Below are 25,368 nucleotides of genomic sequence, written 5' to 3' on the forward strand. Positions count from 1 at the left end.
ACGCCGAGCAATGTAATCAGCTGTGGTTAAACCAGTTGAGCCAACGGAGCGGCCACGGACGCAGGCGTGCTTCCTGCTGATTCAGCTGAGTAATACGCTCCTGAATGGTGTTCAGCAGCGATTCGCCGCTTTCACTCTGCCAGGCAATGCCGGTTAATAGCGGCAGCGCTTCATCAACACTTTCAATCGCCCAAAGATGGAATTGCCCTTGCTTCACCGCTTCAACCACATCTTGACTTAAACTCAGATGGCGCGCGTTGCTGGCAGGGAAAATCACCCCTTGCTTGCCGGTCAATTCACGTGAGTTACAAACGTGGAAGAAGCCTTCAATCTTCTCATTCAGGCCGCCAACCGGCTGTACATTGCCAAACTGATCGACTGAACCGGTTACCGCAATTTGTTGGTTAAGCGGTTGATTGGCCAATGCGCTGATTAAGGCACACAGCTCGGCAAGCGATGCGCTATCGCCATCCACTTCAGAATAGGACTGCTCAAACACCAGCGAGGCAGAGAAGGGCAGTTGTTGTTCCAGTTCCAACTCACCAATCAGATAGGCCTGCATAATCATCATGCCTTTGGCATGAATGTTGCCGCCCAACTCGGCTTTGCGCTCTACATCAGTAAACTCACCATCACCCGGATGTACCACACAGGTAATGCGTGAAGGCTCGCCCCACGGACGCGGATGGCCAGGGAACTCAACCACGGAAAGGCCATTAATTTGGCCTACGACTTCGCCTTCGGTTTCAATCATGATCTGATTGAGCAAGATCTCATCACGCATGCGATCGGCGAGGAAGCTTTCACGCCATTGACGGGCTTCCAACGCATCTTTCAGCGCTTCACCGTTCAGAGTTTCGCCGTGCAACGCGGCTTCCTGCAACTGGCGACGCAACCAACGTGGGCATAGCGGTAAGGTGTCTTGATCGCCGGTCATACGCGCGGCTTCAGTGATAAGCACCGGCCAGAAATCGGCCTCTGGCGCACTTAATCCTGCTTCTTCAGCTTGGGCTAGCGTCCATTGGCACCACGATGTCATGTCATCTTCATCCTGGACCTGCAAGCTTTCTTCAAATTCGCTATACAGTGCCATCTCGTGGATTTCGACATCCATTTCCTGGAAGGCGGCCAGTGCATCACGATCGCCACACAATATCAGGCGCAACTCCAGCGGCAACGGCGGGATGGTTACCGGCAGCGGCTGGCGTTCATCTTGTGAATACCAATCAAAGCGGCTTTGCTCAATGCATTTGCGCAGACGCAGCCACAGCAAGGGCTGCGCCAGTAAGGTATTTACTGCAAGAATTAAGGTGCCGCCATTGGCGCGATGTAATAAACCCGGTTCCAGTTGCACGCGATCTTTAAACTGGCGCACACAACCGAACAGCTGCTCCGTTTCGATCCAGTCGGCGAAATGTACACCGCCCTGACTGGTGAAGGGGCGATTGCTATCGGCAGGTGGCAACAGGCTGACGTTGTCGCCCATCACATGATAATCGCCGCCATATAGCGTGACGTCTTCCGGTTGGAAACGTTGTGCTGCATCGGCGATGCAGGCAAGGTAATCGCTGTTTTCCTGGCTGCGCAGTAACAGCAGCGGGAAACCTTGGGTTTGATGATGCAAATGCGCCAGCGCATTCAGCAGACGCGGCTGAACCGCGGCAAGACTATCGCAATCTTCCAGTGAGACGTTTGAGAAAATGGATTGGTAGCGGTCGCTATCCGGCTGCAGGGCTTGCCACGTAATTTGAGTGCTGGTCAAAATATTCGCATTAGTCTGATTTAGGAAAAGCGCGATTATACAGGAATCAACCCGGTTTATCACGGCGGAGTTCCGGCCCTAATTGTGACGACCACAACATGTTTTTCCTTGCTACATCAGAGAAAAAAGCTGTTATTCTTAGTTTGTTACGTGATCACGATGAGATTCCGATGAAATACCAGCAACTCGAAAATCTTGAAAGTGGATGGAAGTGGAAATACCTGGTGAAGAAGCATCGGGAGGGTGAACTGATCACCCGTCATCTTGAGCTAAGTGCCGCACAAGCTGCGGTAGATTTGCTGTTGTCGATGGAGAACAGCCCGGTTGAGGTCAATGAGTGGATCGCTCAGCATATTCACCCGGATTTGGATAATCGTCTTAAGCAAACGATTCGCGCACGGCGTAAACGTCACTTTAATGCTGAGCATCAGCATACGCGTAAGAAATCGATCGATCTGGAATATCTGGTGTGGCAGCGTTTGGCGGGGCTGGCGCAGCGCCGCAGCAATACGCTGTCGGAAACCATCGTTCAGCTGATTGAGGATGCTGAACGTAAAGAGAAGTATGCGAATCAGATGTCTACGCTGAAGCAGGATTTGCAGGCCATTCTTGGCAAAGGCGGTTCGGAAAACGAGTAATCGTTTATTTGTTCAAAAGTTCAGCCATAAAAAAACCCCGCCGAAGCGGGGTTTTTTATTGCGCGATAACTTAAGCCTGTGGCTGAGTTACAACGTCTTTGATACCTTTCACGTCGATTTCAACGCGACGGTCTGGCGCCAGGCAGTCGATCAGGGCATTACGGCCTTTCACGCTGTCACAGGTGTTGCCAGTAACTGGGTTAGATTTGCCCATACCGCGTGCAGAGATCTTGTTAGAAGGGATACCTTTAGATACCAGGTAATCAACTACAGACTGAGCACGTTTCTCAGACAGTTTCTGGTTGTACTGCTCTGAACCGATGCGATCCGTGAAGCCCAGTACGACAACAGAACCGTCTTTCGGATCCATTGAGCTCAGCTGGCTGTACAGCTGATCCAGAGCCTGCTGACCTTCTGGCTTCAGAGTCGCTTTGTTGAAGTTGAACAGCACGTCAGACTTCAGAGTGAAACGCTTGGTTTCAACAACTGGCGCTGGAGCTGGAGCCGGAGCTACAACTGGAGCTGCTGCTTCATCCTGACCGAAACGGTAAGAAACGCCGACGCTCAGCATGCTGTTGTCAGGACGCGCACCAACGGTACCTGCGTCACCGATGTTGTTAACCCACTGATAGTCCAGACGAGTTGCCCAGTTTTTGGTCAGTGCGTATTCAACACCAACAGCAGCCAGCGGAGAAACGCCGGTGTCGTGGTCGCTGATGCGGCCAGTTTGTGGGTTGGTCTGAGTAGAGTCAGCACGCCATACCATACCACCCAGACGGGTGTAGACGTCGAAATCTTCGGTGATTGGGTAGCTCAATTTAGCAGCCAGCTGAACGCCTTGTGCTTTGAACGCGCCATTAGTCACGCTGCCTTTGTTAGGCATACGGCCCAACCAGTCGTAACCCAGCTCGAAGCCCAGGTACGGGTTAGCTTGGTAACCCATGAATGCACCAGCACCCAGCTGAGATTCGTGAGTTGGACCGTTGTTGTTCTCGTAACCGTTACCGTAGTAACCAGTATCGTGATACTGAGACCAGCCCAGTTTAGCACCGGTGTACCAGGTGTTATCTTTAGGTGCGGCCTGCGCTACGGTAGCGAAGCCAGCCAGTGCCACTGCAATTGCGATAGCTGTCTTTTTCATTTTTGCGCCTCGTTATCATCCAAATAGGCAATGAGCAAAAAGGTTGCTCTTTGTGTTAATCCTTCGCCGGGTCTAAACGCTCGCTTTTGACTCTACCGAAAAAACGGAGGTTATTGAGCACCCTGGCGAGCTAAAGTCTACAACGAGATTGGAAAGTTACAAGTATGATGTGAGGTCGAGCAGTAAAAAAACAGCGATTTATACACACATTTTAACAAATCACGTGGCAAAATCTTCGGTAAGAGAAAACAAAAAAGCGGCTAAGCCATTGTCATAGCTGGCGGGAAAAGAATCAGTGGCTTAGCGATAACTTCTGCAAAAAAAATGGTGAGAAAATTCCTGGATTTACTTAATGAAACAAATCAGACGGAATTTTTGCTGCTTTTGATTGTCTGGAATGGGCATATCCATGTCCCTGCGGACGTAAAATCAGTCCAAGTGCTTCACCTTCTGCTGCTGCTTGCTCCAATTCAAAACGTTCTTCGTCGTTCAATTCGTACGGAATCCAGGCCACTACCACACTATAGTTTCCAGTACGCAACGCTTTAACCATACTTTCCACCGTATTAAAACGCTCTGATTCAGTAATATGCATACTCTTGTCTAACGGCAATCCTGACTGCTGCATCCAACTGCGGTTCAGCTTTTGTGCCGGCGTTAACCAAAGCTGCCAGCGTGATTGCTCGCTCAGCTGTTTCAACACCGGCAACAGCATTAATTGCATCATGCCTGGTTGTTCGCTGGAGCGTAGTTCAGTGATTCCACCTAACGAAGGTTGCGCTAAGCTTGATGAAGCAAAACGTGGTGAACGATCAGCAAGGCCAGAGAATTGAGTACGCATAATTTAATCACTCAGTAATGAACTGTATGGATGTACAGTAATGGCTTCCTGAATAAAGATCAACCTCAATTTCTGAAAATGCCTCGCAAATTCTGCACAAGATCCCGCTCTCCTGCTTTTATTCATTGAACAGCTAAATCGTTTTTTTTATCTTCTAAATTGATGAATCAACGCGCTTTTATAGGAAATTTCCCGTGCATGGAATGAAATTGAGGGGGCAATATGAAAAGAAACAACCCAGTAGTTGAGCAATCAAAAGCGCAATTAGCACCATTAGGAAAAATTGAGTCACGCACCCAATTTGGCGGTTATGCCCTAACGGTTGAGAAGGTGATTTTTGCCTACATTAATGAGGATGCGCTCTACTTGCGCGCTTGTGAGGCGCTCCACGTCTACAACACCCATCGATCTTTGGAACCGCTGGTTTACCGCAAACGTGGAGTTCCGGTCACCTTGAGTTATTTCAAAGTGGATAGTCAGTTATGGCAGGACTCTGAGCAATTACTGCGACTTTCCGCGAGCTCGCTGCGAGCAGCACAGGTTGAAGCAGCGACCAGACTTGTCTCGCTTCGCCTGAAAGATCTGCCGAATCTCAGCCTGAGTTTAGAACTGATGCTACACAAAGTAGGGATAAGTTCGGTGCGACTGTTGTATGAAGCGGGATCGCGGCAATCTTGGTTGAAACTGCGTGCGCTGAATAAGCACATTGGCTTAAAAACGTTGCTGGCGTTGGAAGGGGCGATTTCAGGGCATCATGAAGCGGCACTGCCTAACGCAATCAGGGAAGAGCTGTATGCCTGGTATCTGCAAACGCTCCGCCAACATGCGTCAGCGGAGCAGGTTCAGCCTTAATGATTAACTAGTGTTCTGCGAAGGCGGGCAATTTCGGGGAGTAACGCGACCAGTAATCCCAATTGCTGAATCACCAGCGGTGCACGCGCATCCGGGCTGGTTTTCATTGCCGCCAGACGCTGTATCAATGCTTGTTGCATGCTGACAGCCTGAGCCTCGCTAACGCTTTCAATTTGTAGCACGTCTTCAATAAAGCAAACGGCGTCATCCAGTAACGTCAGCAATGTGTTATCGGCCAACCGATCGCGATGTGCTCCAAGCGCAGAAATATAGCTAAGGAAGGAGTGGTTCAAACACAGCAGTCGAAATGCGTTTTCACGCAGCGGTTGTTGTTGCTTAATTTCGCTGCTGATGTTTGACACCACCGAGGCAAGTTCGGCATCGGCATTATGGGCATCACGGCGCGCAACGCGGTAATCCAACCGGTTATCTTTACCTTGGTGATATTGCTGCATAATCGCATCCAGGTAGCGACAGTTCGCATCAAGAGTGCGATCGGCAACCGCAGTAATCTTGCGAAACTGCCAATCCGGCCAGACAAAGGCGACCGCTAGCCAGGCTAAACCGCAGCCCAGTAAAGTATCCACTACGCGTGGCAGTGCCACTTCAAATCCTTCGCCTAACAGGTTGAAACAGAGTAATACCAGCAACGTGATGAATAAGGTTGCCTGTGCGTATTGAACCTGACGGAAAGCGAAAAACAGTACGCCGCTTAACACAATCAGCACCAGTTGGCCTTCAATTGAAGGCACCAGCCACAATACCGGAAGGCCGATGGCGATACCGGCAAGCGTGCCGCCGATGCGTAATGCCAAACGTCGTCGCGTAGCGTTGTAATTGGGTTGGCAGACAAACAAGCTGGTGAGCAGTATCCAGTAACCGCGATCAACGCCAGTAATTTGAATAAAGGCATAGCCAACGCACAATACCAAAGACATGCGCACCGCATGGCGAAACAGAGCTGAACTCGGACTTAGATGACGACTTAAGCGCAGACGAATATCGGCCCAGCCGCTCAGGCCTTCGCGTGAAAGATGGTTATCGCTCTGTGCCGCCGGTTCGGCCAGCATCTGTTCGGATTCAATCGATGCCAATTGTGCATCGATAGCGCGCAAATTACGCAGCAGCCAAAACAACGCGCGGATGTGGGGATCTTGCGGCTCGTTTTGCTCCAAACGTTGCAGAGCGGTTTCCAGACGATTAAAAGTACGCTCAAAGTGGCTATCGTGATGCCAGGATTGCCGTAACAGAATGGTTTCTGCCAGTTGTCGACACGCTTGCGCCTGCATATTCATCAAGCGCTGAAAACGGAATAACACTTCGTTGTAGCGCCAGTCATCGCGCAACAAGTGATACTGCAGATGCGACGAGCTGGCACGCTCATGGATATCCTGCGCCACAAAGTAGTAATGCAAGCTGCGTCGCGTGCTGCGTGAACCGCGATCACCGCGTAAACGGCTCTGAATGGTACTTTTAGTGAGATTCAACTGCGCCACTAATTGGCTGTTGACCATCGCCGTGGCAACAAGATTGGCATCATCTTGTTCCCCGCCGTCGGGATCAAACAGGTTCGCTTTGGCTTCCAGATAACGCGCCAATTGCGAGAAACTGCCGGCCAATTGCTCTTGCACTGGGCGCACAGGGAACATCAAATGACCGATAAAAGTCAGCAAGTTATACCAAAGTGCGCCAATCAGCAGCAGCGACGGCTGCATCCACCATTGGGGGAAAAGACCAATTCCCAGCATGGTGTACACCGCGATTAACAGCGCGCCAAACGCGATGGTGGCATAACGCTGCCCCAGCGCGCCGAGCAAAATAAAGCCCCAACTGGAAAATGCTAATCCCAGCCCGAACGCCCATGGATGCGGGAACAACAATTCCACGGAGACTGAGGCGATACAGAAACAGACCAAGGTAATGAGCAGATTGCGTACGCGTCCGATCCAGCGGTCGTCAAGATCGGCCAGCGCAGCGGCAACTACGCCGAGCGTCAGCGGAATGGTCCACTCAATTTGATGCAGCCACCACGGCACTGCGGCACATCCTGCCAGCGCAAAAAAGATGCGCAACAGATAGCGCAGGCTGCTGTTGAATAAATAACGTCGCCAGCCTGGCAAAGCGTTGTGAATCATTGCGCAGCCTTAATAGCGGCGACGCGCATTGGCTTCACGCGCGGCTTGAGCTTCTTCAACGGATACCACGCGGCGTCCTACCGGCCACAGCGCAATCGCGGCGATTTTGAAGTTAGCAATGCCGACAGGGATGCCAATGATGGTTAGGCACTGCAAGATGCCAGCAGAAATGTGCGCTAAGCACAGCCACCAACCAAACAGAACTAACCAAAAGATGTTGAGGAAAGTGCCGCCAGTATTCATCACGTGGCTTTTACTCTCCGGACGAAGTACATCAACATGTACCGCTTCGTTACCAAACGGCAAAAACGACAGCTTGGTGATCTCCCAGCATGAGCGGGTTAACGGCAGCGTAAAAATCAGCACGATGCTCACCAACGTGGCAAACAGCCAGCTCAGGGTGGTGAAAAAACCACCGAGCACGAAATTAAGAATATTAAGTACGGTACGCATAACCCGATTTTCCTTTTGCAATCCGCAATATGTGGTGCTCAGTTTAGCCTTTTTTAAGGCTGGAGCGCCAAGAGTCTGACAGGTAAACTGCGCGATATTCGAATTCCACATCAGAGTGCGGACATGGAACTGAAAGCAACATCAATGGGCAAGCGTCTGGCTCAGCATCCTTACAACCGCGTACGCCTGTTGGCTGCTGGCGTGGAAGTTAGTGGTGATCGCCATGAATATTTAATCCCGTTTAACCAGTTAATTAGCATTGTTTGCAAGCGCGGCATGGTGTGGGGCGAGCTGGAATTTTTATTGCCGGATGAGAAGGTGGTGCGCTTACACGGCACCGAATGGCAGGAAACACAGCGCTTTTACCACTATTTACAGCATGCCTGGCAGCAATGGAGCCAGGAAATGAGTGAAGTCAGCGCTGAGGTGCTGACGGTGCTGGAACAGGAAATACTGGATTTTACCCATCAGGACCGCTGGTTAAAACGCAGCGAACTCAGCGCGGTGAAAGAGAACATCAAACGCCAGTTTGCCGCTTTGCCGTTGCCATTGGCGCGCATTGAAGAGTTCGACAATTGCCGAGCGCGCTGGCAATTCTGCCAGCAATGGCTAGAGCAGGGCGAAACGGCTATCCGCCAACGCAATCGCGAATGGACCAGCAAGATCCTCAAGGATTATCACGATTTCTTCTCCACCGTGGAGACCACGCCGCTTAATCCGTCGCAGTGCGAAGCGGTAGTAAATGGCGAAGATGCGCTGCTGGTGTTAGCCGGTGCAGGCAGCGGTAAAACCTCGGTGCTGGTGGCGCGTGCGGGTTGGCTATTGAAACGCAAGTTGGCGCAGCCAGAGCAAATTCTGCTGCTGGCATTTGGACGTCAGGCGGCAGAGGAGATGAACGAGCGCATCCAGACGCGGCTTGGCGAAAGTGCCATTCAAGCGCGCACCTTCCATGCATTGGCGCTGCACATCATCCGCGAAGGCAGCAACAAACAGCCAGTGATCAGCAAGCTGGAAAGCGACAGCAAGGCGCGGCGACAGTTATTGATTGAAACCTGGCGCGAGCAGTGTAACAGCAAGAAAGCGCAGGCCAGCGGCTGGCGACAATGGTTGCAGGACGAGTTGGATTGGGATGTCCCGGAAGGGCCGTTCTGGCAGGATGACAAACTGGCGCAGCGCCTGGCAACACGCATGGAGCGCTGGCTCGGATTGATGCGCATGCATGGCGGCGCGCAGGCGGCGATGATCGCCGATGTGGCCGAAGAACAACGCGACAACTTCAGTAAGCGCGTGAAATTGATGGCGCCGTTACTGAAGGCGTGGAAAACCGCCTTGAAAGAGGAGGGCGCAGTCGATTTCTCCGGATTAATTCATCAGGCGATCGCCATTCTGGAAAAGGGACGTTTTATAAGCCCGTGGAAGCACATTCTGGTTGATGAGTTTCAGGACATCTCGCCACAGCGTGCAGCGCTGCTGACCGCGTTGCGCCAGCAAAATAAACGCACCAGCCTGTTTGCCGTGGGCGATGATTGGCAAGCTATTTACCGCTTTAGCGGCGCCGAGATGAGCCTGACTACCGCGTTCCATCACTATTTTGGCGAAGGCGATCGTTGCGTGCTGGATACCACTTATCGTTTCAACGATCGCATCGGTGAAATAGCCAATCGCTTTGTGCAGCAAAATCCGCATCAGTTGCGCAAGCCGTTAAACAGTTTGAGCAAAGGCAACAAAAAATCGGTGACGCTGCTGCCCCAGGAACAGCTCGAGCCGCTTTTCGATAAGTTAAGTGGTTACGCTAAGCCTGAGGAACGGGTGCTGCTGTTGGCGCGCTATCACCATTTGCGTCCGGCCATTCTCGATAAAGCCAAAACGCGCTGGCCTAAACTTAAGCTGGATTTTATGACCATTCATGCCAGCAAAGGACAACAGGCCGAATTTGTCATTGTGTTGGGTTTGCATCAAGGACGTGATGGATTCCCGGCGGAAGCGCGCGAATCAATCATGGAAGAGGGGTTGTTACCGCAGCCGGAAGATTTCCCGGATGCGGAGGAGCGGCGTTTGGCCTACGTGGCGATCACTCGTGCGAAGCAACAAGTGTGGCTGATGTTCGACAAAGATCGGCCATCGGTGTTTGTCGAACACTTCCGCGAATTGGGTGTGCCGCAAAGCCGCAAGGCCTGAGGATTATGATTTCAGGCGATCAGCGAGATAACGCTGATAGTCTGGAATCTGGATCTCAATTTGCTGTGCAAACATTGGCGACTGAATAATAAAATCAGCGGTGGCGCGATTAGTGGCTACCGGAATGTTCCACACCGTCGCCAGACGCAGTAACGCTTTTACGTCAGGATCGTGCGGTACGGCATTCAGTGGATCCCAGAAGAAAATCAGTACATCAATTTTCCCTTCCGAAATTAACGCGCCGACTTGCTGATCGCCGCCCATTGGGCCGCTTAGCATCGCGTTGACATCTAAACCCGTATGACGATTAATCAGATTTCCCGTGGTGCCGGTAGCGTAGAGCACGTGGGATTGTAGGGCGGTTTGATTGGTTTTGACCCATTCCAGCAGCGAGGCTTTGCAATGGTCGTGTGCAACGAGGGCAATATGCTTTTGGACTTTTAGGGTACGAACGGTCTGCTCCATAGGGCTTCCTGTTTCTTCTCATGCATTATTTGTTAATGCAGGAGTTTACCCCTGGCGTTTCACTACTATCAACTTGTGCGTAAGGTTTTCATCCAACTGATAAAACGTAGGCGGGTGGCGGCATCAAAACGCTGGAACCAGCGTTGCAGTGAAGGCAGATCGCCGGCGTCTTGCCAGGCAAAATCCACATTCAATTGCGCTTCATTGGCGCTTAATGCATGGAGCGCAAAGCGTGGCACTGAAGCCGCATGCGCATCGCGATTGTAGTTGACCATCGCTTGTTCAAAATTATTATCCGCCGCGCGCGGAAGATGATCGCGCACGCTGACAATTTCATTGCCGTGTTCATCAATCAGTTGAAAATTAAGCGTTCTGTCAAAGGCACTGCGTTCACGGCGATTAGTGAGGGCGGGCAAACGAATCGCAACGGATTGGGCGCTGGCGTTGAAAGTGACAATCATCGGCACAGACTGGAAATGCGCGGCATCAGCGCCGGGTTTTTCCACCCGAAATAGAAACTGGTGCTGTCCGCGTTCCAGCTCAAGGCTGCCAGCGCCCTTCAAAATCGAGCCAGATATTTTGCGCCCATCCAGCACCAACAGATCGATATCGGGATCGAGCTTCAAGGTGATGGCATGGCAGGACGCCGATACGAGCAACACGAGTAAACTCGTAACAGTCAACGACAGCTTCATTTCAACTCCCAGGGAAAGGGGATAAATCGATTATGTGTAGCAAATTATTACATTATGGCAGTTAATTTACATTTTAACATATTTATTCGTGCTGCCGCGCAAAGTTCTCGCGCTGGGCTATTGCATCGCAAAGCACAATCTCCTCTACACTTAAGCGAATGAACAAGGAGAGAAAAATGAATGATCAAACAATTCGCGATGTCCTGACTCACACCAAACGCATCGCCTTGGTTGGCGCCAGCGATCGGCCCGATCGTCCGAGTTATGGTGTGATGAAATATCTGCTTGATCAAGGCTATGAGGTGATTCCGGTTAGCCCAAAACTGGCTGGACAACAGCTATTGGGACAAACCGCGTATGCCACGCTGGCGGATGTGCCGGGAAAAGTGGATATGGTGGATGTGTTTCGTAACGCGGAAGCGGCGTGGGGTGTCGCGCAGGAAGCGATTGCCATTGGTGCGAAGACGTTGTGGTTACAACTCGGCGTTATTAACGAGCAAGCCGCGGTGTTAGCGCAAGATGCGGGGATGACGGTGGTGATGGATCGTTGCCCGAAGATTGAAATTCCACGCTTGGGCATTCAGCATTAAATAAAAGCGGCGATCTCAGTCGCCGTTGTCATTAATGGCGCAAGCTCGGTGCCTGCAACTGCTGTCGAATTGACGCAGCAAGTTCATCCATTGAAGGCTGTTCGGGATGTTCGAACGAGGTTTCCCCAGCCAACTGCACTTCAGCGACGTAGGTATGCACTTGATCGCCTTCTTCATCTTCCATCACCACGTGATACCACGGCGCGGCGCGCAAGGCCTCGCTGGCGGCGACATCATCTAATTCAGGCTCATCAAGCGAAAACTCCGGATCGACATCCACAATTACGCCGAGCACCCCGGAGAGACGGTGCCGAACTTGCTGTCCAATTCCAAATTTAGTGGTAATCATTGTGACCTCCCAAAAGACTGCCCTGCTACCAATATGGAGGCAGGGACAGCGTTTTCAAGTCACAGCACGCGGCAGGCAAAACCTTTCAGATAAAGCCCTTCAGGATAGCTGGCGATCACTGGATGGTCGGCTGCCTGACGGAACTGCTCTATAAATTGTACATCACGACCGGCATCTACGGCGGCATCGGCGATAAGTTTCTGGAACAGATCGGTGGGCATCAGGCCTGAGCAGGAGAAGGTCAGCAGCACGCCGCCGGGATTCAACAACTGAATCGCCAGCATATTGATATCTTTATAACCGCGACAAGCGCCCATCAGCTGGTTCTTGTTCTCAACAAATTTCGGCGGATCCATGATGATCACGTCGAACTTCTCACCGCTATCACGATAACGGCGCAATAGCTTGAACACATCATCGCGTACGAACTGCGCTTTCGACACGTCTAAGCCATTTAGCTCAACGTTCTGTTTCGCCACATCAAGCGCATCTTGCGAAGTATCAACGCTGATGACCTCGCGACAGCCGCCCATCAACGCTGAAACTGCAAAGCCACCGGTATAAGAGAAGCAGTTCAACACGCGGGCATTGTCTGAGTATCCACGCGTGGCATAGCGGCTGTCGCGCTGATCGAGGTAGTAGCCCGTTTTATGGCCGCCCTGAATATCCACCAACAGCTTCATGCCGTGTTCGGTAATCGGCAGTAGCGGCGGCGGCAATTCACCTAAAACCGGGCCTTGGGCTAATTCCAGACCTTCTTTTTTACGCACTGCAACGTCTGAACGATCGTAAATCGCGCAATCAGGGAAACATTGCTGCAACGCCGAAACGATAGCCGGGCGTTGATATTCCGCACCCGCCGACAGCAGTTGCAGCACCAAGAAGTTACCGAAACGGTCAATCGTGACGCCAGGCATACCATCTGATTCACCGGCAATCAGGCGATAGCTATCCAGGCCATCACGTTTTGCCAGCCAATCACGCCACACCTGCGCTTGCTCAAAGCGGCGCACGAAGAAGGTGATGTCGATTGACTCATCCTGCTGCCAGCTCCACACGCGTGCACGAATTTGAGATTGTGGCGAATACGCGGCGCGGGCCAACCACTTGCCATTGCTGTCGCAGACATCAATGGTTTCACCAGATTGGGCTTTACCTTCCATACGGGCAACGGCACCAGAGAACACCCACGGATGGCGGCGGAGCAGGGATTTTTCACGTCCCTTAGCGAGAATCAATCGAACGGTCATAGTTTGCTATGCTTACCTGAAAAAATGAGGCGCCATTTTCCGGCGGATGGCGGCAAAAAGCAACGCAAGCTGACGGGAGAACGAAATGACAACTTCTTGCTATAAAATTTGGGTGCATGGCATCGTGCAGGGCGTGGGATTTCGCTATCACACACAAACGCAGGCGCGAGAGTTAAACCTTACGGGATATGCCCATAATCTGGCGGATGGCAGCGTTGAAGTATTGGCATCAGGCGATGCGCAAAAGGTCGATGAATTAATCAGTTGGCTGAAAGCGGGCGGACCGCGTAGTGCACGCGTGGATAAAGTTCTGGTGGAGCCGCATCAACCTGCGGAAATCCCCACCCGATTTACCACTGGCTGATCACAGGCATTTAGCCGGTTTTGGCAAACCGGCAATTTTGGTGGCTTGCTTAGCGGGGCCTTCTGGGAACAAGCGGAACAGATAGCGACTGTTACCTTTCTCCTCACCGTATTTTTGCGCCATGGCTTTCACCAACATGCGCACCGCAGGTGAAGTATTGAATTCCTGATAAAACGCGCGCACGAAATGCACCACTTCCCAATGCGCTTCGCTCATCACGATCTGCTCTTTCTCTGCGATGGCGGCGGCCAACGGCTCGCTCCAGTCCGCGCTGTTTTTTAAATAGCCTTCCGCATCGGTGGCAATCTCTTTACCGGCAAAAATCACGATCATTCCTCACAACATTAATCCGCACATTGTAAATTCGTCATGCTGTAAAAAGCAAAAACCCCGCCGAAGCGGGGTTTTGAATATTTTCTTAGGCAACTTAATCTTTGTTAGCGAAGCCCAACAGGCTCAACAGGCTAACGAAGATGTTATACAGCGAAACATACAGACTCACGGTGGCGCGGATGTAGTTGGTTTCGCCGCCATGAATGATGTTGCTGGTTTCCCACAAAATCGCGCCAGCCGAGAACAGAATGAACAGGGCGCTAATCGCCAGATGCAGCGCAGGCAGTTGCAGGAAGATGTTAGCGACAACCGCCACCAGCAGCACCACAAAGCCAGCCATCATCATGCCGCTCAGGAATGACATATCGCGGCGCGTGGTCAGCACGTATGCGGAACAACCGAAGAACACCAATGCTGTACCGCCCAGCGCCATGGCAATCACATCACCCATACCTGCGCTCAAGAACGAACTCAGAATCGGGCCGAGGCAATAGCCAAGGAAACCGGTGAAGGCGAATGCCGCCAGAATACCGGCTGGGCTGTTAGCCAGTTTATGTGTCAGGAACATCAAGCCATAAAAGCCAACCAGCATCAGAATCAATCCTGGTGAAGGCAGGGCAAATACAGTGCTCAACGTTGCGGTTACTGCCGAGAAGGCCAGGGTGAAGCCAAGCAGCAGGTAAGTATTGCGCAGCACTTTGTGGGTGCTGATTAACGATTGCTGTGACGAGCTAAAAACTCTTTCCATCATGCGCTCCTTCAGGAGAGAAACATCAAATATGGCAAGAGGATACGCAGCGCTATAAAGACAGAAAAGGCGTTTTACCCTTCTTTACGCGATAAATAGCTGTTTCGCTGAGCAGATTGGCGAAAATGACGCCGAAAAAATAGAATTTGGCTGTTTTTCAGCCGAACGATTCAATGCAGGCTTTACATCGTTCTGGGGGATGTTTATAGTGCGCCTCATTGCGGAGGGGTGGCCGAGTGGCTTAAGGCAACGGTCTTGAAAACCGTCGATGGGAAACCATCCGAGAGTTCGAATCTCTCCTCCTCCGCCATCACTCTTGCAGAGTGAAGTTACAAAAAGATTTCCGGAGGGATGGCCGAGTGGCTTAAGGCAACGGTCTTGAAAACCGTCGATGGGAAACCATCCCAGAGTTCGAATCTCTGTTCCTCCGCCATATTAAAGAAGCCCGCAGAAATGCGGGCTTTTTGCTTTTCTGCATTCCGAGATTCCGAAAAACATCCTGTTGCTTTTCAATCTGCTGCCGTTACCCGACGTCACGCGCGTTTACTGCTATATTCGATGCATTGTTTTTGCAAACATCTGGCGATTTTCCGATGCAAGCTGAGTTACACTGTGCGGTAATTCGCTCTTTGGCGTGCTAATCGTTTGAAAGCCAGAGTGTTTCACTGATGAATTATGGAATAGGCACAATGATCAAGAAACTGAGTCTTTGCGCGTTGTCAGTCATCGCTGCGCTCCCGATGGGCATGTCCGCCTATGCTGCGGATGGAGATATGCAACTGCAGCAAGTATTGATGTTAAGTCGTCACAACTTGCGTGCGCCGCTGGCCAATAACGGCAGCGTGCTGGAACAATCCACGAAAAAAAGCTGGCCGCAATGGGATGTTGCGGGCGGTGAGCTCACCACCAAAGGTGGTGTGCTGGAAGTCTACATGGGTAATTACACCCGCCAGTGGCTGGCGCAGCAGGGCTTAGTCCAGAACGGCACTTGCCCAGACAGCAGCAACATCTTTGTTTACGCCAACAGCTTGCAGCGCACCGTTGCCACCGCGCAGTACTTCATCACTGGCGCGTTCCCAGGCTGTGATGTCGCTGTAACCCATCAAGATGCGATGGGCACCATGGACCCGATCTTTAATCCGGTGATCACTGACGGCAGCGACGACTTCAACAAGAAAGCGCTGGCGGCGATGACCGCAGCCAATGAAAAATTGGCCCTGAAACCTGCGTTCCAGCAGCTGGAAAAAATCGTTGATTACAAATCTGCACCGGCCTGTAACGGCAAAAAGCAGTGTGATCTCAGTAGCGGCGATAACACCTTCACGGCTGAAAACGGCAAAGAACCTAACGTCAACGGACCGCTGAAAGTCGGCAACTCACTGGTGGATGCTTTCACGCTGCAATACTACGAAGGCTTCCCGGCGGATCAAGTGGCGTGGGGCCAGATCAAAACGCCTGAACAGTGGAAAGAGTTGGCGTCGATCAAAAATGGTTATCAGGATGCGTTATTTGCCTCGCCAGAAGTGGCGCGTGAAGTCGCTGCACCGCTGGTGGATTACATCCGTAGCCAGTTAGTCGATCAAGACAAAGCCAATGCGCCGAAAGTCACGGTGATGGTTGGTCACGATTCCAATATTGCTTCATTACTGAGCGCGTTGCAGGTCAAACCGTACGAACTGCCGGGCAATGATGAGAAAACGCCAATTGGTGGACAAGTGGTGTTTGAGCGCTGGCACGATGTGAAAAACAACAAAGATCTGCTGAAAGTGGAATACGTCTATCAAACAGCCGATCAGCTGCGTAATGCCGATGTGTTGAGCCTGAAGAACCCACCTAAGCGCGTCACCCTGCAATTGGCAGGTTGTGAAGCGGATGCCAACGGCTATTGCAGCTGGGATCAATTCACCGGTGCGTTGAATGGCGCATTGCAAGGCACGCCACTGCAACCGGCCGCCGCGCCAGCACCTGCGCCAGCCGCAGAACAGCCAGCTCCAGCGGCTGCTGCTCCTGCAGCGGACGACGCTAAGCAGAAAGCCGATCAGGCGGTAGCAGATAAAGCCGCTGCTGATAAAGCGGAAGCGGATAAAGCAGCTGCACAGAAAGCGGCGGAAGCTAAAGCGGCAGAAGATAAAGTGAAAGCGGATAAAGCGGCGGCGCAGAAAGCCGCAGAGGAGAAGGCGAAAGCGGAGAAAGCCACTGCACAGAAAGCAGCGGACGACAAAGCCAAGGCTGATGCAGCGGTTGCGCAGAAAGCGCAAGCCGATGCCACTCCCGCTAAACCGCAAGAACCTGCCAAACAACCGGCAACCAGTAACTAAGGTTGTTGAGCTTAAAAGGAAACCCCGCGCAAGCGGGGTTTTTTATGCTGCTTAACCAGCGACTACCACCAGTTTTTGGTTGGCAAACTCTTTGATCCCCAGATCTGACAGTTCACGTCCGTAACCTGAACGCTTCACGCCACCAAACGGCAGTTCTGCCGAGGTATCACTCTGCGAATTAATGAACACCATGCCGGTTTCAATCTGCGAAGCCATGTTGCGGCCGCGTACAATATCTTTGGTCCACACCGAACCACCCAATCCGTAGTTCGAATCGTTGGCCAGCGCCACGGCGGCGCGATCGTCGGCCACCACGTAGACTTGTGCGACCGGACCAAAGAATTCCTGATAATAGGCAGGATTATCTGGTGTTAAACCGGTAAGTATCGTCGGTTGGAAATAGCAGCCAACGCCGTCAATCGCGCGACCACCAAATTCAACGCGCGCACCATGTTCAACGGCTTCATCCACCTGCTTCACTAAGCGATCGCGGGCATCTTTCGATGAAAGTGGGCCGAGCGTGGTTTTTTCATCCAAAGGATCGCCCGGCGTGGCGGATTGCAGCGCAGCACTGAATTTCGCCATAAACTGGTCAGCGATTTTTTCATGCAAAATAAAGCGCTTGGCGGCGGTACACACCTGGCCACAGTTGCTAAGACGTGCTTGCGCGCCCTGACGCACCGCTTCATCAATATTGGCGTCATCCAGCACCACAAACACATCATTGCCGCCCAGTTCCAGCGTTGATTTCTTCAGATGTTTACCGGCTTGTTCCGCTACCGCGCTACCGGCACGTTCAGAACCAGTTAGCGCCACACCTTGCACGCGCGGGTCAGCAATCAAATCAGCAACCTGATCGGTGGAGATAAAGAGGTTGGTCCATGCACCTTTTGGTGCCCCGGCTTCTTGCACCATTTTTTCAAACACATCGGCACAGTGAGGAACGATATTGGCGTGCTTTGCCAGCACCGGATTGCCCAAGGCCAGATTCGGTGCCAGTACGCGCATCAGTTGGTAATAGGGGAAGTTCCACGGTTCAACCGCCACAATCACGCCAATCGGGTGATACTCCAGCCACGCATCGCCGATGTCGCTAGGATAGGGTTCGGCTTCTAAAAATGTCGCCGCATGTTCGGCATAATAGCGGGCGATTTGCGAGCAAATTTTCACTTCGCCGCGGCTTTGCCCAATCAGTTTCCCCATCTCTTTGCTGGCGATGGTGGCAAGTTCTTCCACGCGTTGGTCGATCAAGTCGGCCAGGCGTTGCAGCACTTGCAAACGGCGTTGCATGTCGCTTTTGCTCCAGGATGAATGAAACAACGCATCTGCCGTTTCCAACGCCTGTTGCGCATAGGCATCGTCGTGTTCGGGCCAGGCTTTGAGGAGTTGGTTATTGGCTGGATTGATACTTTGATAGGCTGACATAGAATTTTCCTTGGCAGTAAAGAGAACAAAGGCGGGACTTTGCCCGCCTGCCATTCACACGTTTTTGCGTTCGACTGTTTTGTCATCCCAGGTCAGTACATCCTGGTCAGTTTTCTTGAAGGCGCGAATCAGCACATCATCACTACCTTGTTGTTCCCAGATTTGTTCTGCCAAACGTTCGTCATAATTGGCTACTTCAAAAATGGCTTCTGCAATTTCATTTGAGGTATGTCGCAATGAGGCCCATTCGCCCACATGGTGAGCTTTTGACTGTTCTGTTGCCATGAAAGTCTCCTGTTGTGGATTTTATCCTTTGAGTTTTACCGCCAGTCCGGCGACGTGTTGGCCCTGATAACGGGCTATGTCCAGTTCTTCCGCTGACGGTTGACGCGATCCATCACCGCCCGCCAGCGTAGTAGCGCCATAAGGTGTACCGCCGCGCACGTGGGAGATATCGAAGAGTTCTTTGGTGCCGTAACCAATAGGGACGATCACCATGCCGTGATGGGCGAGGGTGGTCCAGACTGATGTGATGGTTTGTTCCTGGCCGCCGCCGGTGCCGGTGGAGGCAAACACACTGGCAATTTTGCCGTACAACGCGCCAGAAGCCCAAAGTCCGCCGGTGCGATCCCAAAAATTACGCATCTGCCCAGCCATGTTGCCGAAGCGGGTTGGCGTACCGACGATAATGGCATCGTATTGCGTTAAATCTTCGGGTTTGGCTTCAGCTGCCGCTTGGTTCACCTTACCGCCGACCTGGGCAAATCGTTCGGCATCCATGCTTTCGGGTACGCGCAGAATGGTCACCTCTGCACCACTCACGCTTTTTGCCCCTTCCGCCACTGCTTGCGCCATGGTCTCAATATGTCCGTACATCGAATAGTAGAGCACTAAAACTTTTGCCATTGTTTTCATCCTACTGAGGTGACGAGTATTCAGAAGTATAGAAGAGCCTGCGTAAGCTGCTGCACACAGGTTGAGCAGACACCCACAACGCACGGTTAACTGCTTGTTGTGTGGCGCTAAATTTGGTTTTTAGGCGATAAGTTAGTGAATTATGTGTTTCAAAGTATGAATGCCGACCAGTTTTAAGCTGAATTTGGCTATTCTTTCATCAGGTGAACGGGGCATCCGTCACCGGACTTTTCACTGTATTTATGCCGAAAAGTCTTACCTAAGATGCTCAATCCTGGAGGAAATGATGGCACAACATCGTGGAGGATCAGGCAATTTCGCAGAGGACCGTGAAAGAGCCGCGGAAGCTGGCCGCAAAGGTGGTAAAAACAGTGGAGGTAATTTCAGAAACGACCCACAGCGTGCTTCAGAAGCCGGTGAAAAAGGGGGACGCAGCCGCAGTAAAAAATAGCGACTGCTGATTTATCCCCAGCCGCCGGGTGCGCCCGGCGGTCACGGCGATTGCAATTTCCCTCTTCCCTGAGCACACTGAGCGCCAATTGATTATTCTGGTGCGCTATGTCCGTTTCATCCTCTCGTTTAAGCCTGCGTATTTCGCGCCAGGAACTGGTTCTTATCTTCATTACCATGGTTTGGGGTGGCACCTTTTTGGTGGTCCATCGGGCGATGGCGCACTCCGGGCCGTTCTTTTTCGTCGGCTTACGTTTTGCCACCGCGTCTTTGCTGCTGGCCTTCTTCTTCCGCCGCTATCTCAAGCAAGTCACCTGGCTGGAAATCAAAGCGGGTGCGCTAATCGGCGTGTCGATTGCCGGTGGCTACGGCCTGCAAACCTGGGGCATGCAAACCATTTCCAGCAGCCAATCGGCGTTTATCACCGCGCTGTATGTGCCAGTGGTTCCGCTGCTGCAATGGCTGTTCCTGCGTCGTCCGCCTGGTTTGATGGCGTGGCTTGGCATCTTGCTGGCGTTTAGCGGATTGGTGCTGGTGGCGGGTCCGCAGGATGGCAGCCTGACGCTGAATGCCGGAGAAATTGCCACTTTGCTCAGCACGCTGGCGATTGCCGCCGAGATCATCTTTATCAGTCGTTATGCCGGACAGGTTGATGTGCGCCGCGTGACATTGATTCAGCTGATGGTGGCGTCCGCCTGCGCTTTTGTCTTTATGATCCCGAATGGTGAGTCGCTGCCGGAAATGTCGACGCCACTGCTGCTCAGTGCGTTAGGTTTGGGTGCCGCCAGCGCCTTAATTCAGGTCACCATGAACTGGGCGCAGCGCAGCGTTTCGCCAACGCGCGCGACGGTGATTTACGCCGGTGAGCCGGTGTGGGCGGGTGTGGTTGGTCGCATTGCGGGTGAACGTTTACCGGCAGCCGCACTGCTGGGCGCGGCATTGATTGTCTGTGGTGTGATCGTCAGCGAACTGCGCATTCGCCGCAAAAAAGCGGTGCCCGATCAGGCACCGCTCGAACCTTAAGGATGTTGGCGTGCCGCCTGGTTTGCCAGCGCGGCACCGCGACGCCGCAGAATCGCGTTAAGGATAATGGCACCAAAGGTGGCTGTACCGATGCCGCCGATGGTGAAGCTGCCAATCTTTAGGGCAAAATCTCCCGCACCTAACACCAATGTAGTGGCCACCATGATCAGGTTGCCGTTCTGATTAAAATCAACATGGTTTTGCACCCAAATACGTGCGCCCGCCACTGCAATCAAGCCGAACACCACAATTGACGCGCCACCAATCACTGGACCGGGAATGGTGTGAATCAGCGCACCAAATTTTGGAGAGAAACCCAGCACCAGCGCAATTACCGCTGCGGCGACGAACGCCAGCGTGGAATAGACTTTGGTCACCGCCATCACGCCAATGTTTTCTGCGTAGGTGGTTACGCCGCTGCCGCCCACCGAACCGGAAAGCATGGTTGCTAAGCCATCACCGACAAACGCGCGGCCCATGTACGGATCGAGATTGCGGCCGGTCATGCCCGCCACCGCTTTGATGTGTCCGAGATTTTCCGCCACCAAAATGATCGCCACCGGCGCGATCATCACTATCGCCTGCATATCAAAAATCGGTGCGGTGGTGTGTGGCAGACCAAACCACGGCGCGTTGGCTAACCCGCTAAAATCCACCGGTTTGCCAAAGCCCAGCACGTTGGTCATTAGCGCATACAGCGCCCAAGCCACAATCAGGCCGACCAGAATCAACAAACGCTGCACCATGCCACGTGTGAATACCGCCACCAAGCCGATGCACAGCACCGTCATCACCGCCATCCAACTGTCGAACATGGAACTCGACACGCTGTGTACCGCAATCGGTGCGAGGTTGAGGCCAATCGCCATCACTACGGCGCCAGTAACCACCGGCGGCATTAAGCGTTCAATCCAGCCGGTGCCGACTTTCATCACTACCAGGCCAATCAGCGTGTAAAGCGCGCCACAAGCGATCACGCCGCCTAACGCCAGCGCCAGATTAGGATTGAGTCCCTGACCGTTAAAGCCGGTGATCGCAATAATTACCCCAACAAATGCCGCACTGGAACCGAGATAACTTGGCACGCGCCCGCCGGTAATGACGAAAAACAGCAGCGTGCCTATCCCCGAGACTAAAATCGCCAGATTGGGATCGAGTCCCATCAGCAACGGCATCAGCACCGTTGCGCCAAACATTGCCACAGCATGCTGTAAGCCGAGGACGACCGTCTGCGCCAATGGCAGCGTTTCATCCGGCGCAATCAGCCCGTTTTCGGTCATGGCAGACTTTTTCTGCCAGCGGGGGAACATGGAACTCGCCATCGTCATCTCCAGAGTGTCAGTAAAGCATGCCGCATGAGGCGGCGTTAGCTGGCAACACGCTGAACTGGTGCAGCCGTATCGGCCAGCCAGCGCAGCAGCAAGGTATTGAAGTTGTCGGCATCGGTGACACTCATTGCGTGACCGCCCCATGCCATTTCAATCAAACTGCCATTCGGTAACGCCTGCGCCAGTTGTGGCGAACAACTCCACGGCACTAACAGATCGTCCTGGCTGCAAATCGCTAACACCGGCTGAGTAATACGCGCCACATACGGACGGAAATCCGCGCTTTTCAGCGCATGCAAGCGGCGCAGCAGATTTTCCATGCCCTGAAAATGCGCCACATGATGGGCATCTTCGGCGCTGATACGTTCCTGATTGCGCGCCAGCCATTCGGCGGGGTAGAGAAACAGCGGCTGCGCGCGAACAAAAGCTTCAACACCGACATTCATCAGCAGATCCTGACGCACCTGGAAACAGCGCTGCGTATGCGCATCCAGAGACAGCCAGCCATTGATCACCACCACGCGATTGACCTGTTGAGGAAAATCCAGCGCCAGCTGCAAACCAATCAATCCACCCAGCGCGTGCCCAATCAGGTCGTAATGCTGGATGTCATGTTGTGCCAGCGCCTCGGCCAGTTCGGCTGCCATCATCGTCATGCTGTAACCTTCCGGCAGCGCATCCGCACTGCGGCCGGTGCCACGCTGGTCGTAAGTCACCACGCGATAATGCGGCGTTAACGCGGCGAGTTGCGGCTGCCAAAAACCGGCAACGCCGCCCAGGCCGGAAGAGAGCACCAGCGTGGGGGCATCTTTCGCCGTTAATCCCTGAATCTCCAGATGCATTACGCCTCCTGTTTACCGATATGCGCCACGCTGGCAATTTCGATCAGCGCATCCGGCTTCACCAGCCCGCATTGAATACAGAAGCGCGCCGGTTTATCGCCGGGAAAATACTCGGCGTAAATCTGGTTGATTGCCGCGTAGTTGCTCCAGTCGGTGAGGAAGATCGAATTGAAGGTCACGTCGTCCATGCTGCCACCGGCGGTTTCAATCACCTTTTTGATGGTTTCCAAAACGTGGCGCGTTTGCGCTGCGGCATCGCCGACGTGCACCACATCGTTATTGGCATCAAACGGCAACGTGCCAGAGACGTAAACCACGCCGTCGGCCAGCGTTCCCGGCACAAATGGGGCGATAGGCGTGCTGCTGCCGGGCGGAATAATCACACTTTTAGGCATGGCGAAATCCTCATAACGTTGCGTTAGTTTTCAGCGCTTCACAGAAAGTGTCGGTATCGCTGACCCAGCCAAAGAAGGTTTCGATATTGAAAATCGCGGCTTGCTGCGCAAACGGCGGACCCGCTTGATAGGTGGCGTCTTCCAGCACCACGCCGAAATATTCAAGGAAGAAGCCATCGCGCAGCGTCGATTCCACACACACATTGGTGGCGATGCCGGTGAACACCAGATGACGAATACCGCGGCTGCGCAACATGCTGTCGAGCGGCGTGTTGAAGAAGCCGCTGTAGCGCGGTTTCGGCAGCACGATATCGCCGTCCTGCGGCACCAGCTCGTCAACTAACGCGTAATCCCAGCCACCTTTGGATAGCAGCGTGCCTTGCAGCTCCGGGCGTTTGCGCATGGTTTTCAACGCGTTGGATTTATGGAAATTAGGTGAACCGGCATCTCCGGCTTCAACGTATTGATCGTCCCAGCCATTTTGGAACCAGATGATCTGCACGCCAGCCGCGCGCGCGGCCGTCACCGCCTGATGGATTTTGGCGATCACCGGTTTGGTGGCGAAAACATCAAAGCCTGCCAGATCGAGATAGCCACCTTCCGTGGCGTAGGCGTTCTGCATATCCACTACGATCAAGGCGCTTTGCGTCGGTGGCAGCGCGATAGCTTCCGGACGCGCCGGTAACGTGATGTTGGGTAAACTGCTGCTATGGGCGCAAACAACGGTACTCATCAGGCCACCTCCTGTTGTGAAGCGAGTAAATCAATGCGGCATTGCATTAAGGGTTGAATACGTTCGCCGAAATCTTCGATGCCTTGCAGGAAGTCATCGAAGGTCAACAACACGCCTTGCGTGCCATCGACTAAAGCAACTTCATCCAACATTCGTGCCACATTGGCGTACGAACCGACCAGCGTGCCCATATTGATGTTGACGGCGGAAGTCGGATCGGCCATTTGACGCACGTTGGTGTCGCTGCCTGACTTGGTATCTTGCTGGCTTTGCGTGGTCAGCCACGCCAGCGCTTCTTCATCGGCTCCGGCTTTGTAGTGCTCCCATTTGGCGCGTGCTGCTTCATCATTTTCGGCGGCGATAATCATGAAAAGCACATAGGAACCGACATCACGACCAGCTTTATCAGCGGCTTGTTTCATGCGCGCAGCGGTCGGAGCAAATGCGGTGGGCGTGTTGACGCCTTTGCCAAAGCAGAAGTTGTAGTCGGCATGTTCAGCGGAGAAGGCCATGCCGGCGTCGCTTTGTCCGGCGCAGATCACTTTCATTGGTCTCTGCGGCTGCGGGCTGACGCGGCAATCGTTCATGGTGAAGAATTCGCCTTTGAAATCGCTCTGGCCGGTGCCCCACAAATCGCGCAGCACGGTGACATATTCGGTCAAATATTGATAACGGCTGGAGAAGTAAGCATCGCCCGGCCACAAGCCCATTTGCTCGTACTCTGGTTTCTGCCAGCCGGTCACCAGGTTGACGCCAAAGCGACCATTGGAGATGGAATCGATGGTTGATGCCATGCGCGCCACAATCGCAGGCGGCAAGGTCAACGTCGCGGCGGTGGCATAGATTTCAATGCGCGAGGTCACGGCAGCAAGTCCGGCCATCAGCGTGAAGGATTCGAGGTTATGGTCCCAAAACTCGGTTTTACCGCCGAAGCCGCGCAGTTTGATCATCGAAAGCGCGAAGTCGAAATGATAATGCTCGGCCTTCAATACGATTTCTTTATTCAGTTCAAACGTCGGTTTGTATTGCGGAGCATGGGTTGAAATCAGCCAGCCGTTGTTACCGATCGGGATAAAGACGCCAATTTTCATGGGAAACCTCTCTGGATGCGACGGGGAATGCATGATGTGTTCAGTCACAAAATT

General features: G+C 52.9%; 27 protein-coding genes and 2 tRNA genes. 10 read left to right on the forward strand and 19 right to left on the reverse strand.

The features are described from left to right. Nucleotides 1-16: 16 nt before the first annotated feature. Nucleotides 17-1,825: a Lon protease family protein gene (locus tag ABDW13_RS07095; protein ID WP_343551790.1), complete on the reverse strand. Its 1,809-nt coding sequence runs from the start codon at nt 1,823-1,825 to the stop codon at nt 17-19. Nucleotides 1,826-1,932: 107 nt separating this feature from the next. Between ABDW13_RS07095 and matP the strand changes: the two genes are divergently transcribed. Further along, the gene (matP, locus tag ABDW13_RS07100) at nt 1,933-2,400 is read left to right on the forward strand and encodes a macrodomain Ter protein MatP (RefSeq protein WP_343551791.1); all 468 of its coding nucleotides are present in this window, start codon (nt 1,933-1,935) and stop codon (nt 2,398-2,400) included. Nucleotides 2,401-2,470: 70 nt separating this feature from the next. On the opposite strand, the gene ompA is transcribed toward matP, so the two are convergent. After that, nucleotides 2,471-3,541 carry a porin OmpA gene (gene ompA, locus ABDW13_RS07105; RefSeq protein WP_343551792.1) on the reverse strand — a complete coding sequence of 357 codons (1,071 nt, stop codon included), beginning with the start codon at nt 3,539-3,541 and terminating at the stop codon, nt 2,471-2,473. Between the two features lie 349 nt (nt 3,542-3,890). Then, the gene (gene sulA, locus ABDW13_RS07110; RefSeq protein ID WP_343551793.1) at nt 3,891-4,382 is read right to left on the reverse strand and encodes an SOS-induced cell division inhibitor SulA; all 492 of its coding nucleotides are present in this window, start codon (nt 4,380-4,382) and stop codon (nt 3,891-3,893) included. A gap of 222 nt (nt 4,383-4,604) precedes the next feature. On the opposite strand from sulA, the gene ABDW13_RS07115 reads away from it, so the two are divergent. After that, nucleotides 4,605-5,234 (forward strand): TfoX/Sxy family DNA transformation protein, encoded by a 630-nt coding sequence (locus ABDW13_RS07115; protein WP_343551794.1) that lies wholly within the window; start codon nt 4,605-4,607, stop codon nt 5,232-5,234. Here ABDW13_RS07115 and yccS read toward each other — a convergent pair. Both yccS and ABDW13_RS07125 read right to left on the reverse strand, forming a co-directional pair. Further along, nucleotides 5,231-7,369 carry a YccS family putative transporter gene (gene yccS, locus ABDW13_RS07120; protein WP_343551796.1) on the reverse strand — a complete coding sequence of 713 codons (2,139 nt, stop codon included), beginning with the start codon at nt 7,367-7,369 and terminating at the stop codon, nt 5,231-5,233. The genes ABDW13_RS07115 and yccS overlap by 4 nt on opposite strands. Before the next feature lie 9 nt (nt 7,370-7,378). Continuing rightward, nucleotides 7,379-7,822, reverse strand: a complete 444-nt coding sequence (locus ABDW13_RS07125; RefSeq protein WP_343551797.1) for a YccF domain-containing protein — start codon at nt 7,820-7,822, stop codon at nt 7,379-7,381. Between the two features lie 123 nt (nt 7,823-7,945). On the opposite strand from ABDW13_RS07125, the gene helD reads away from it, so the two are divergent. Next, complete coding sequence (gene helD / locus ABDW13_RS07130) at nt 7,946-10,000, forward strand: DNA helicase IV (RefSeq protein ID WP_343551798.1); 2,055 nt, start codon at nt 7,946-7,948, stop codon at nt 9,998-10,000. A gap of 3 nt (nt 10,001-10,003) precedes the next feature. Here helD and ABDW13_RS07135 read toward each other — a convergent pair whose 3' ends face one another. Together ABDW13_RS07135 and ABDW13_RS07140 are read right to left on the reverse strand one after the other, a co-directional pair. After that, the gene (locus ABDW13_RS07135) at nt 10,004-10,465 is read right to left on the reverse strand and encodes a methylglyoxal synthase (protein WP_343551799.1); all 462 of its coding nucleotides are present in this window, start codon (nt 10,463-10,465) and stop codon (nt 10,004-10,006) included. Between the two features lie 68 nt (nt 10,466-10,533). Beyond that, nucleotides 10,534-11,160, reverse strand: coding sequence for a DUF2057 family protein (locus ABDW13_RS07140; RefSeq protein ID WP_343551800.1), 627 nt, complete (start codon nt 11,158-11,160; stop codon nt 10,534-10,536). Between the two features lie 176 nt (nt 11,161-11,336). Here ABDW13_RS07140 and ABDW13_RS07145 point away from each other — a divergent pair, with 176 nt between their 5' ends. Beyond that, nucleotides 11,337-11,750, forward strand: coding sequence for a CoA-binding protein (locus ABDW13_RS07145; protein WP_343551801.1), 414 nt, complete (start codon nt 11,337-11,339; stop codon nt 11,748-11,750). A gap of 31 nt (nt 11,751-11,781) precedes the next feature. Here ABDW13_RS07145 and hspQ read toward each other — a convergent pair whose 3' ends face one another. Together hspQ and rlmI are read right to left on the reverse strand one after the other, a co-directional pair. Next, entirely contained in the window at nt 11,782-12,099 is a 318-nt protein-coding gene (hspQ, locus tag ABDW13_RS07150; protein WP_343551802.1) for a heat shock protein HspQ, read from the reverse strand. Between the two features lie 59 nt (nt 12,100-12,158). After that, on the reverse strand, nt 12,159-13,349 hold the full coding sequence (rlmI, locus tag ABDW13_RS07155) for a 23S rRNA (cytosine(1962)-C(5))-methyltransferase RlmI (RefSeq protein WP_343551803.1): 1,191 nt from the start codon (nt 13,347-13,349) through the stop codon (nt 12,159-12,161). Nucleotides 13,350-13,434: 85 nt separating this feature from the next. Here rlmI and yccX point away from each other — a divergent pair, with 85 nt between their 5' ends. Continuing rightward, a complete protein-coding gene (gene yccX / locus ABDW13_RS07160) occupies nt 13,435-13,713 on the forward strand; it encodes an acylphosphatase (RefSeq protein ID WP_343551804.1) in 279 nt (92 codons plus the stop codon). On the opposite strand, the gene tusE is transcribed toward yccX, so the two are convergent. Both tusE and yccA read right to left on the reverse strand, forming a co-directional pair. Continuing rightward, the gene (tusE, locus tag ABDW13_RS07165) at nt 13,714-14,046 is read right to left on the reverse strand and encodes a sulfurtransferase TusE (protein WP_343551805.1); all 333 of its coding nucleotides are present in this window, start codon (nt 14,044-14,046) and stop codon (nt 13,714-13,716) included. It abuts the gene before it with no gap. A gap of 94 nt (nt 14,047-14,140) precedes the next feature. Further along, nucleotides 14,141-14,794: an FtsH protease modulator YccA gene (gene yccA / locus ABDW13_RS07170; RefSeq protein WP_343551806.1), complete on the reverse strand. Its 654-nt coding sequence runs from the start codon at nt 14,792-14,794 to the stop codon at nt 14,141-14,143. A gap of 222 nt (nt 14,795-15,016) precedes the next feature. Between yccA and ABDW13_RS07175 the strand changes: the two genes are divergently transcribed. From ABDW13_RS07175 to agp, 3 genes are all read left to right on the forward strand, one after another. Next, a tRNA-Ser gene (locus ABDW13_RS07175) sits at nt 15,017-15,104 on the forward strand. 35 nt (nt 15,105-15,139) lie between these two features. Further along, nucleotides 15,140-15,227 (forward strand) — tRNA-Ser (locus ABDW13_RS07180). Between the two features lie 256 nt (nt 15,228-15,483). Continuing rightward, nucleotides 15,484-17,112 carry a bifunctional glucose-1-phosphatase/inositol phosphatase gene (gene agp, locus ABDW13_RS07185; protein ID WP_343551807.1) on the forward strand — a complete coding sequence of 543 codons (1,629 nt, stop codon included), beginning with the start codon at nt 15,484-15,486 and terminating at the stop codon, nt 17,110-17,112. A 51-nt stretch (nt 17,113-17,163) separates the two neighbouring features. Here the strand turns inward: agp and ABDW13_RS07190 are convergent, their stop codons facing one another. The 3 genes from ABDW13_RS07190 to wrbA are packed head-to-tail and all read right to left on the reverse strand — an operon-like array spanning nt 17,164 to nt 19,443. Continuing rightward, on the reverse strand, nt 17,164-18,537 hold the full coding sequence (locus tag ABDW13_RS07190; protein ID WP_343551808.1) for an NAD-dependent succinate-semialdehyde dehydrogenase: 1,374 nt from the start codon (nt 18,535-18,537) through the stop codon (nt 17,164-17,166). A 54-nt stretch (nt 18,538-18,591) separates the two neighbouring features. Continuing rightward, nucleotides 18,592-18,822, reverse strand: coding sequence for a YccJ family protein (locus tag ABDW13_RS07195; protein WP_343551809.1), 231 nt, complete (start codon nt 18,820-18,822; stop codon nt 18,592-18,594). Between the two features lie 21 nt (nt 18,823-18,843). Beyond that, entirely contained in the window at nt 18,844-19,443 is a 600-nt protein-coding gene (wrbA, locus tag ABDW13_RS07200; RefSeq protein ID WP_343551810.1) for an NAD(P)H:quinone oxidoreductase, read from the reverse strand. Between the two features lie 295 nt (nt 19,444-19,738). Here wrbA and ABDW13_RS07205 point away from each other — a divergent pair, with 295 nt between their 5' ends. Together ABDW13_RS07205 and ABDW13_RS07210 are read left to right on the forward strand one after the other, a co-directional pair. Then, a complete protein-coding gene (locus ABDW13_RS07205; RefSeq protein ID WP_071845623.1) occupies nt 19,739-19,903 on the forward strand; it encodes a general stress protein in 165 nt (54 codons plus the stop codon). A gap of 107 nt (nt 19,904-20,010) precedes the next feature. Continuing rightward, complete coding sequence (locus ABDW13_RS07210) at nt 20,011-20,925, forward strand: DMT family transporter (RefSeq protein WP_343551811.1); 915 nt, start codon at nt 20,011-20,013, stop codon at nt 20,923-20,925. On the opposite strand, the gene rutG is transcribed toward ABDW13_RS07210, so the two are convergent. The 5 genes from rutG to rutA are packed head-to-tail and all read right to left on the reverse strand — an operon-like array spanning nt 20,922 to nt 25,314. Next, nucleotides 20,922-22,247: a pyrimidine utilization transport protein G gene (rutG, locus tag ABDW13_RS07215; RefSeq protein WP_343551812.1), complete on the reverse strand. Its 1,326-nt coding sequence runs from the start codon at nt 22,245-22,247 to the stop codon at nt 20,922-20,924. The two genes, ABDW13_RS07210 and rutG, sit on opposite strands and share 4 nt — an antisense overlap. A 44-nt stretch (nt 22,248-22,291) precedes the next feature. Continuing rightward, entirely contained in the window at nt 22,292-23,095 is an 804-nt protein-coding gene (rutD, locus tag ABDW13_RS07220) for a pyrimidine utilization protein D (RefSeq protein WP_343551813.1), read from the reverse strand. Continuing rightward, on the reverse strand, nt 23,095-23,490 hold the full coding sequence (rutC, locus tag ABDW13_RS07225; RefSeq protein ID WP_343551814.1) for a pyrimidine utilization protein C: 396 nt from the start codon (nt 23,488-23,490) through the stop codon (nt 23,095-23,097). The genes rutD and rutC overlap by 1 nt, the downstream gene beginning before the upstream one ends. A 10-nt stretch (nt 23,491-23,500) precedes the next feature. Further along, nucleotides 23,501-24,223 (reverse strand): pyrimidine utilization protein B, encoded by a 723-nt coding sequence (gene rutB, locus ABDW13_RS07230; RefSeq protein WP_343551815.1) that lies wholly within the window; start codon nt 24,221-24,223, stop codon nt 23,501-23,503. Beyond that, nucleotides 24,223-25,314, reverse strand: coding sequence for a pyrimidine utilization protein A (gene rutA / locus ABDW13_RS07235; protein WP_343551816.1), 1,092 nt, complete (start codon nt 25,312-25,314; stop codon nt 24,223-24,225). Before rutA ends, rutB begins: the two co-directional genes overlap by 1 nt. Nucleotides 25,315-25,368: the final 54 nt, after the last annotated feature.

This window comes from Pantoea sp., assembly GCF_039594315.1.
Taxonomy (GTDB): domain Bacteria; phylum Pseudomonadota; class Gammaproteobacteria; order Enterobacterales; family Enterobacteriaceae; genus Pantoea.

Coding starts and splice junctions, on each gene's coding strand:
- yccS (WP_343551796.1), bottom strand. CDS start 7,369: ATGATTCACAACGCTTTGCCAGGCTGGCGACGTTATTTATTCAACAGC.
- hspQ (WP_343551802.1), bottom strand. CDS start 12,099: ATGATTACCACTAAATTTGGAATTGGACAGCAAGTTCGGCACCGTCTC.
- ABDW13_RS07205 (WP_071845623.1), top strand. CDS start 19,739: ATGGCACAACATCGTGGAGGATCAGGCAATTTCGCAGAGGACCGTGAA.
- sulA (WP_343551793.1), bottom strand. CDS start 4,382: ATGCGTACTCAATTCTCTGGCCTTGCTGATCGTTCACCACGTTTTGCT.
- yccX (WP_343551804.1), top strand. CDS start 13,435: ATGACAACTTCTTGCTATAAAATTTGGGTGCATGGCATCGTGCAGGGC.
- agp (WP_343551807.1), top strand. CDS start 15,484: ATGATCAAGAAACTGAGTCTTTGCGCGTTGTCAGTCATCGCTGCGCTC.
- ABDW13_RS07115 (WP_343551794.1), top strand. CDS start 4,605: ATGAAAAGAAACAACCCAGTAGTTGAGCAATCAAAAGCGCAATTAGCA.
- ABDW13_RS07210 (WP_343551811.1), top strand. CDS start 20,011: ATGTCCGTTTCATCCTCTCGTTTAAGCCTGCGTATTTCGCGCCAGGAA.
- ABDW13_RS07125 (WP_343551797.1), bottom strand. CDS start 7,822: ATGCGTACCGTACTTAATATTCTTAATTTCGTGCTCGGTGGTTTTTTC.
- yccA (WP_343551806.1), bottom strand. CDS start 14,794: ATGGAAAGAGTTTTTAGCTCGTCACAGCAATCGTTAATCAGCACCCAC.
- rutG (WP_343551812.1), bottom strand. CDS start 22,247: ATGGCGAGTTCCATGTTCCCCCGCTGGCAGAAAAAGTCTGCCATGACC.
- wrbA (WP_343551810.1), bottom strand. CDS start 19,443: ATGGCAAAAGTTTTAGTGCTCTACTATTCGATGTACGGACATATTGAG.
- helD (WP_343551798.1), top strand. CDS start 7,946: ATGGAACTGAAAGCAACATCAATGGGCAAGCGTCTGGCTCAGCATCCT.
- ABDW13_RS07140 (WP_343551800.1), bottom strand. CDS start 11,160: ATGAAGCTGTCGTTGACTGTTACGAGTTTACTCGTGTTGCTCGTATCG.
- ABDW13_RS07135 (WP_343551799.1), bottom strand. CDS start 10,465: ATGGAGCAGACCGTTCGTACCCTAAAAGTCCAAAAGCATATTGCCCTC.
- rutA (WP_343551816.1), bottom strand. CDS start 25,314: ATGAAAATTGGCGTCTTTATCCCGATCGGTAACAACGGCTGGCTGATT.
- rutC (WP_343551814.1), bottom strand. CDS start 23,490: ATGCCTAAAAGTGTGATTATTCCGCCCGGCAGCAGCACGCCTATCGCC.
- rlmI (WP_343551803.1), bottom strand. CDS start 13,349: ATGACCGTTCGATTGATTCTCGCTAAGGGACGTGAAAAATCCCTGCTC.
- tusE (WP_343551805.1), bottom strand. CDS start 14,046: ATGATCGTGATTTTTGCCGGTAAAGAGATTGCCACCGATGCGGAAGGC.
- ABDW13_RS07195 (WP_343551809.1), bottom strand. CDS start 18,822: ATGGCAACAGAACAGTCAAAAGCTCACCATGTGGGCGAATGGGCCTCA.
- ABDW13_RS07190 (WP_343551808.1), bottom strand. CDS start 18,537: ATGTCAGCCTATCAAAGTATCAATCCAGCCAATAACCAACTCCTCAAA.
- rutB (WP_343551815.1), bottom strand. CDS start 24,223: ATGAGTACCGTTGTTTGCGCCCATAGCAGCAGTTTACCCAACATCACG.
- matP (WP_343551791.1), top strand. CDS start 1,933: ATGAAATACCAGCAACTCGAAAATCTTGAAAGTGGATGGAAGTGGAAA.
- rutD (WP_343551813.1), bottom strand. CDS start 23,095: ATGCATCTGGAGATTCAGGGATTAACGGCGAAAGATGCCCCCACGCTG.
- ABDW13_RS07145 (WP_343551801.1), top strand. CDS start 11,337: ATGAATGATCAAACAATTCGCGATGTCCTGACTCACACCAAACGCATC.
- ompA (WP_343551792.1), bottom strand. CDS start 3,541: ATGAAAAAGACAGCTATCGCAATTGCAGTGGCACTGGCTGGCTTCGCT.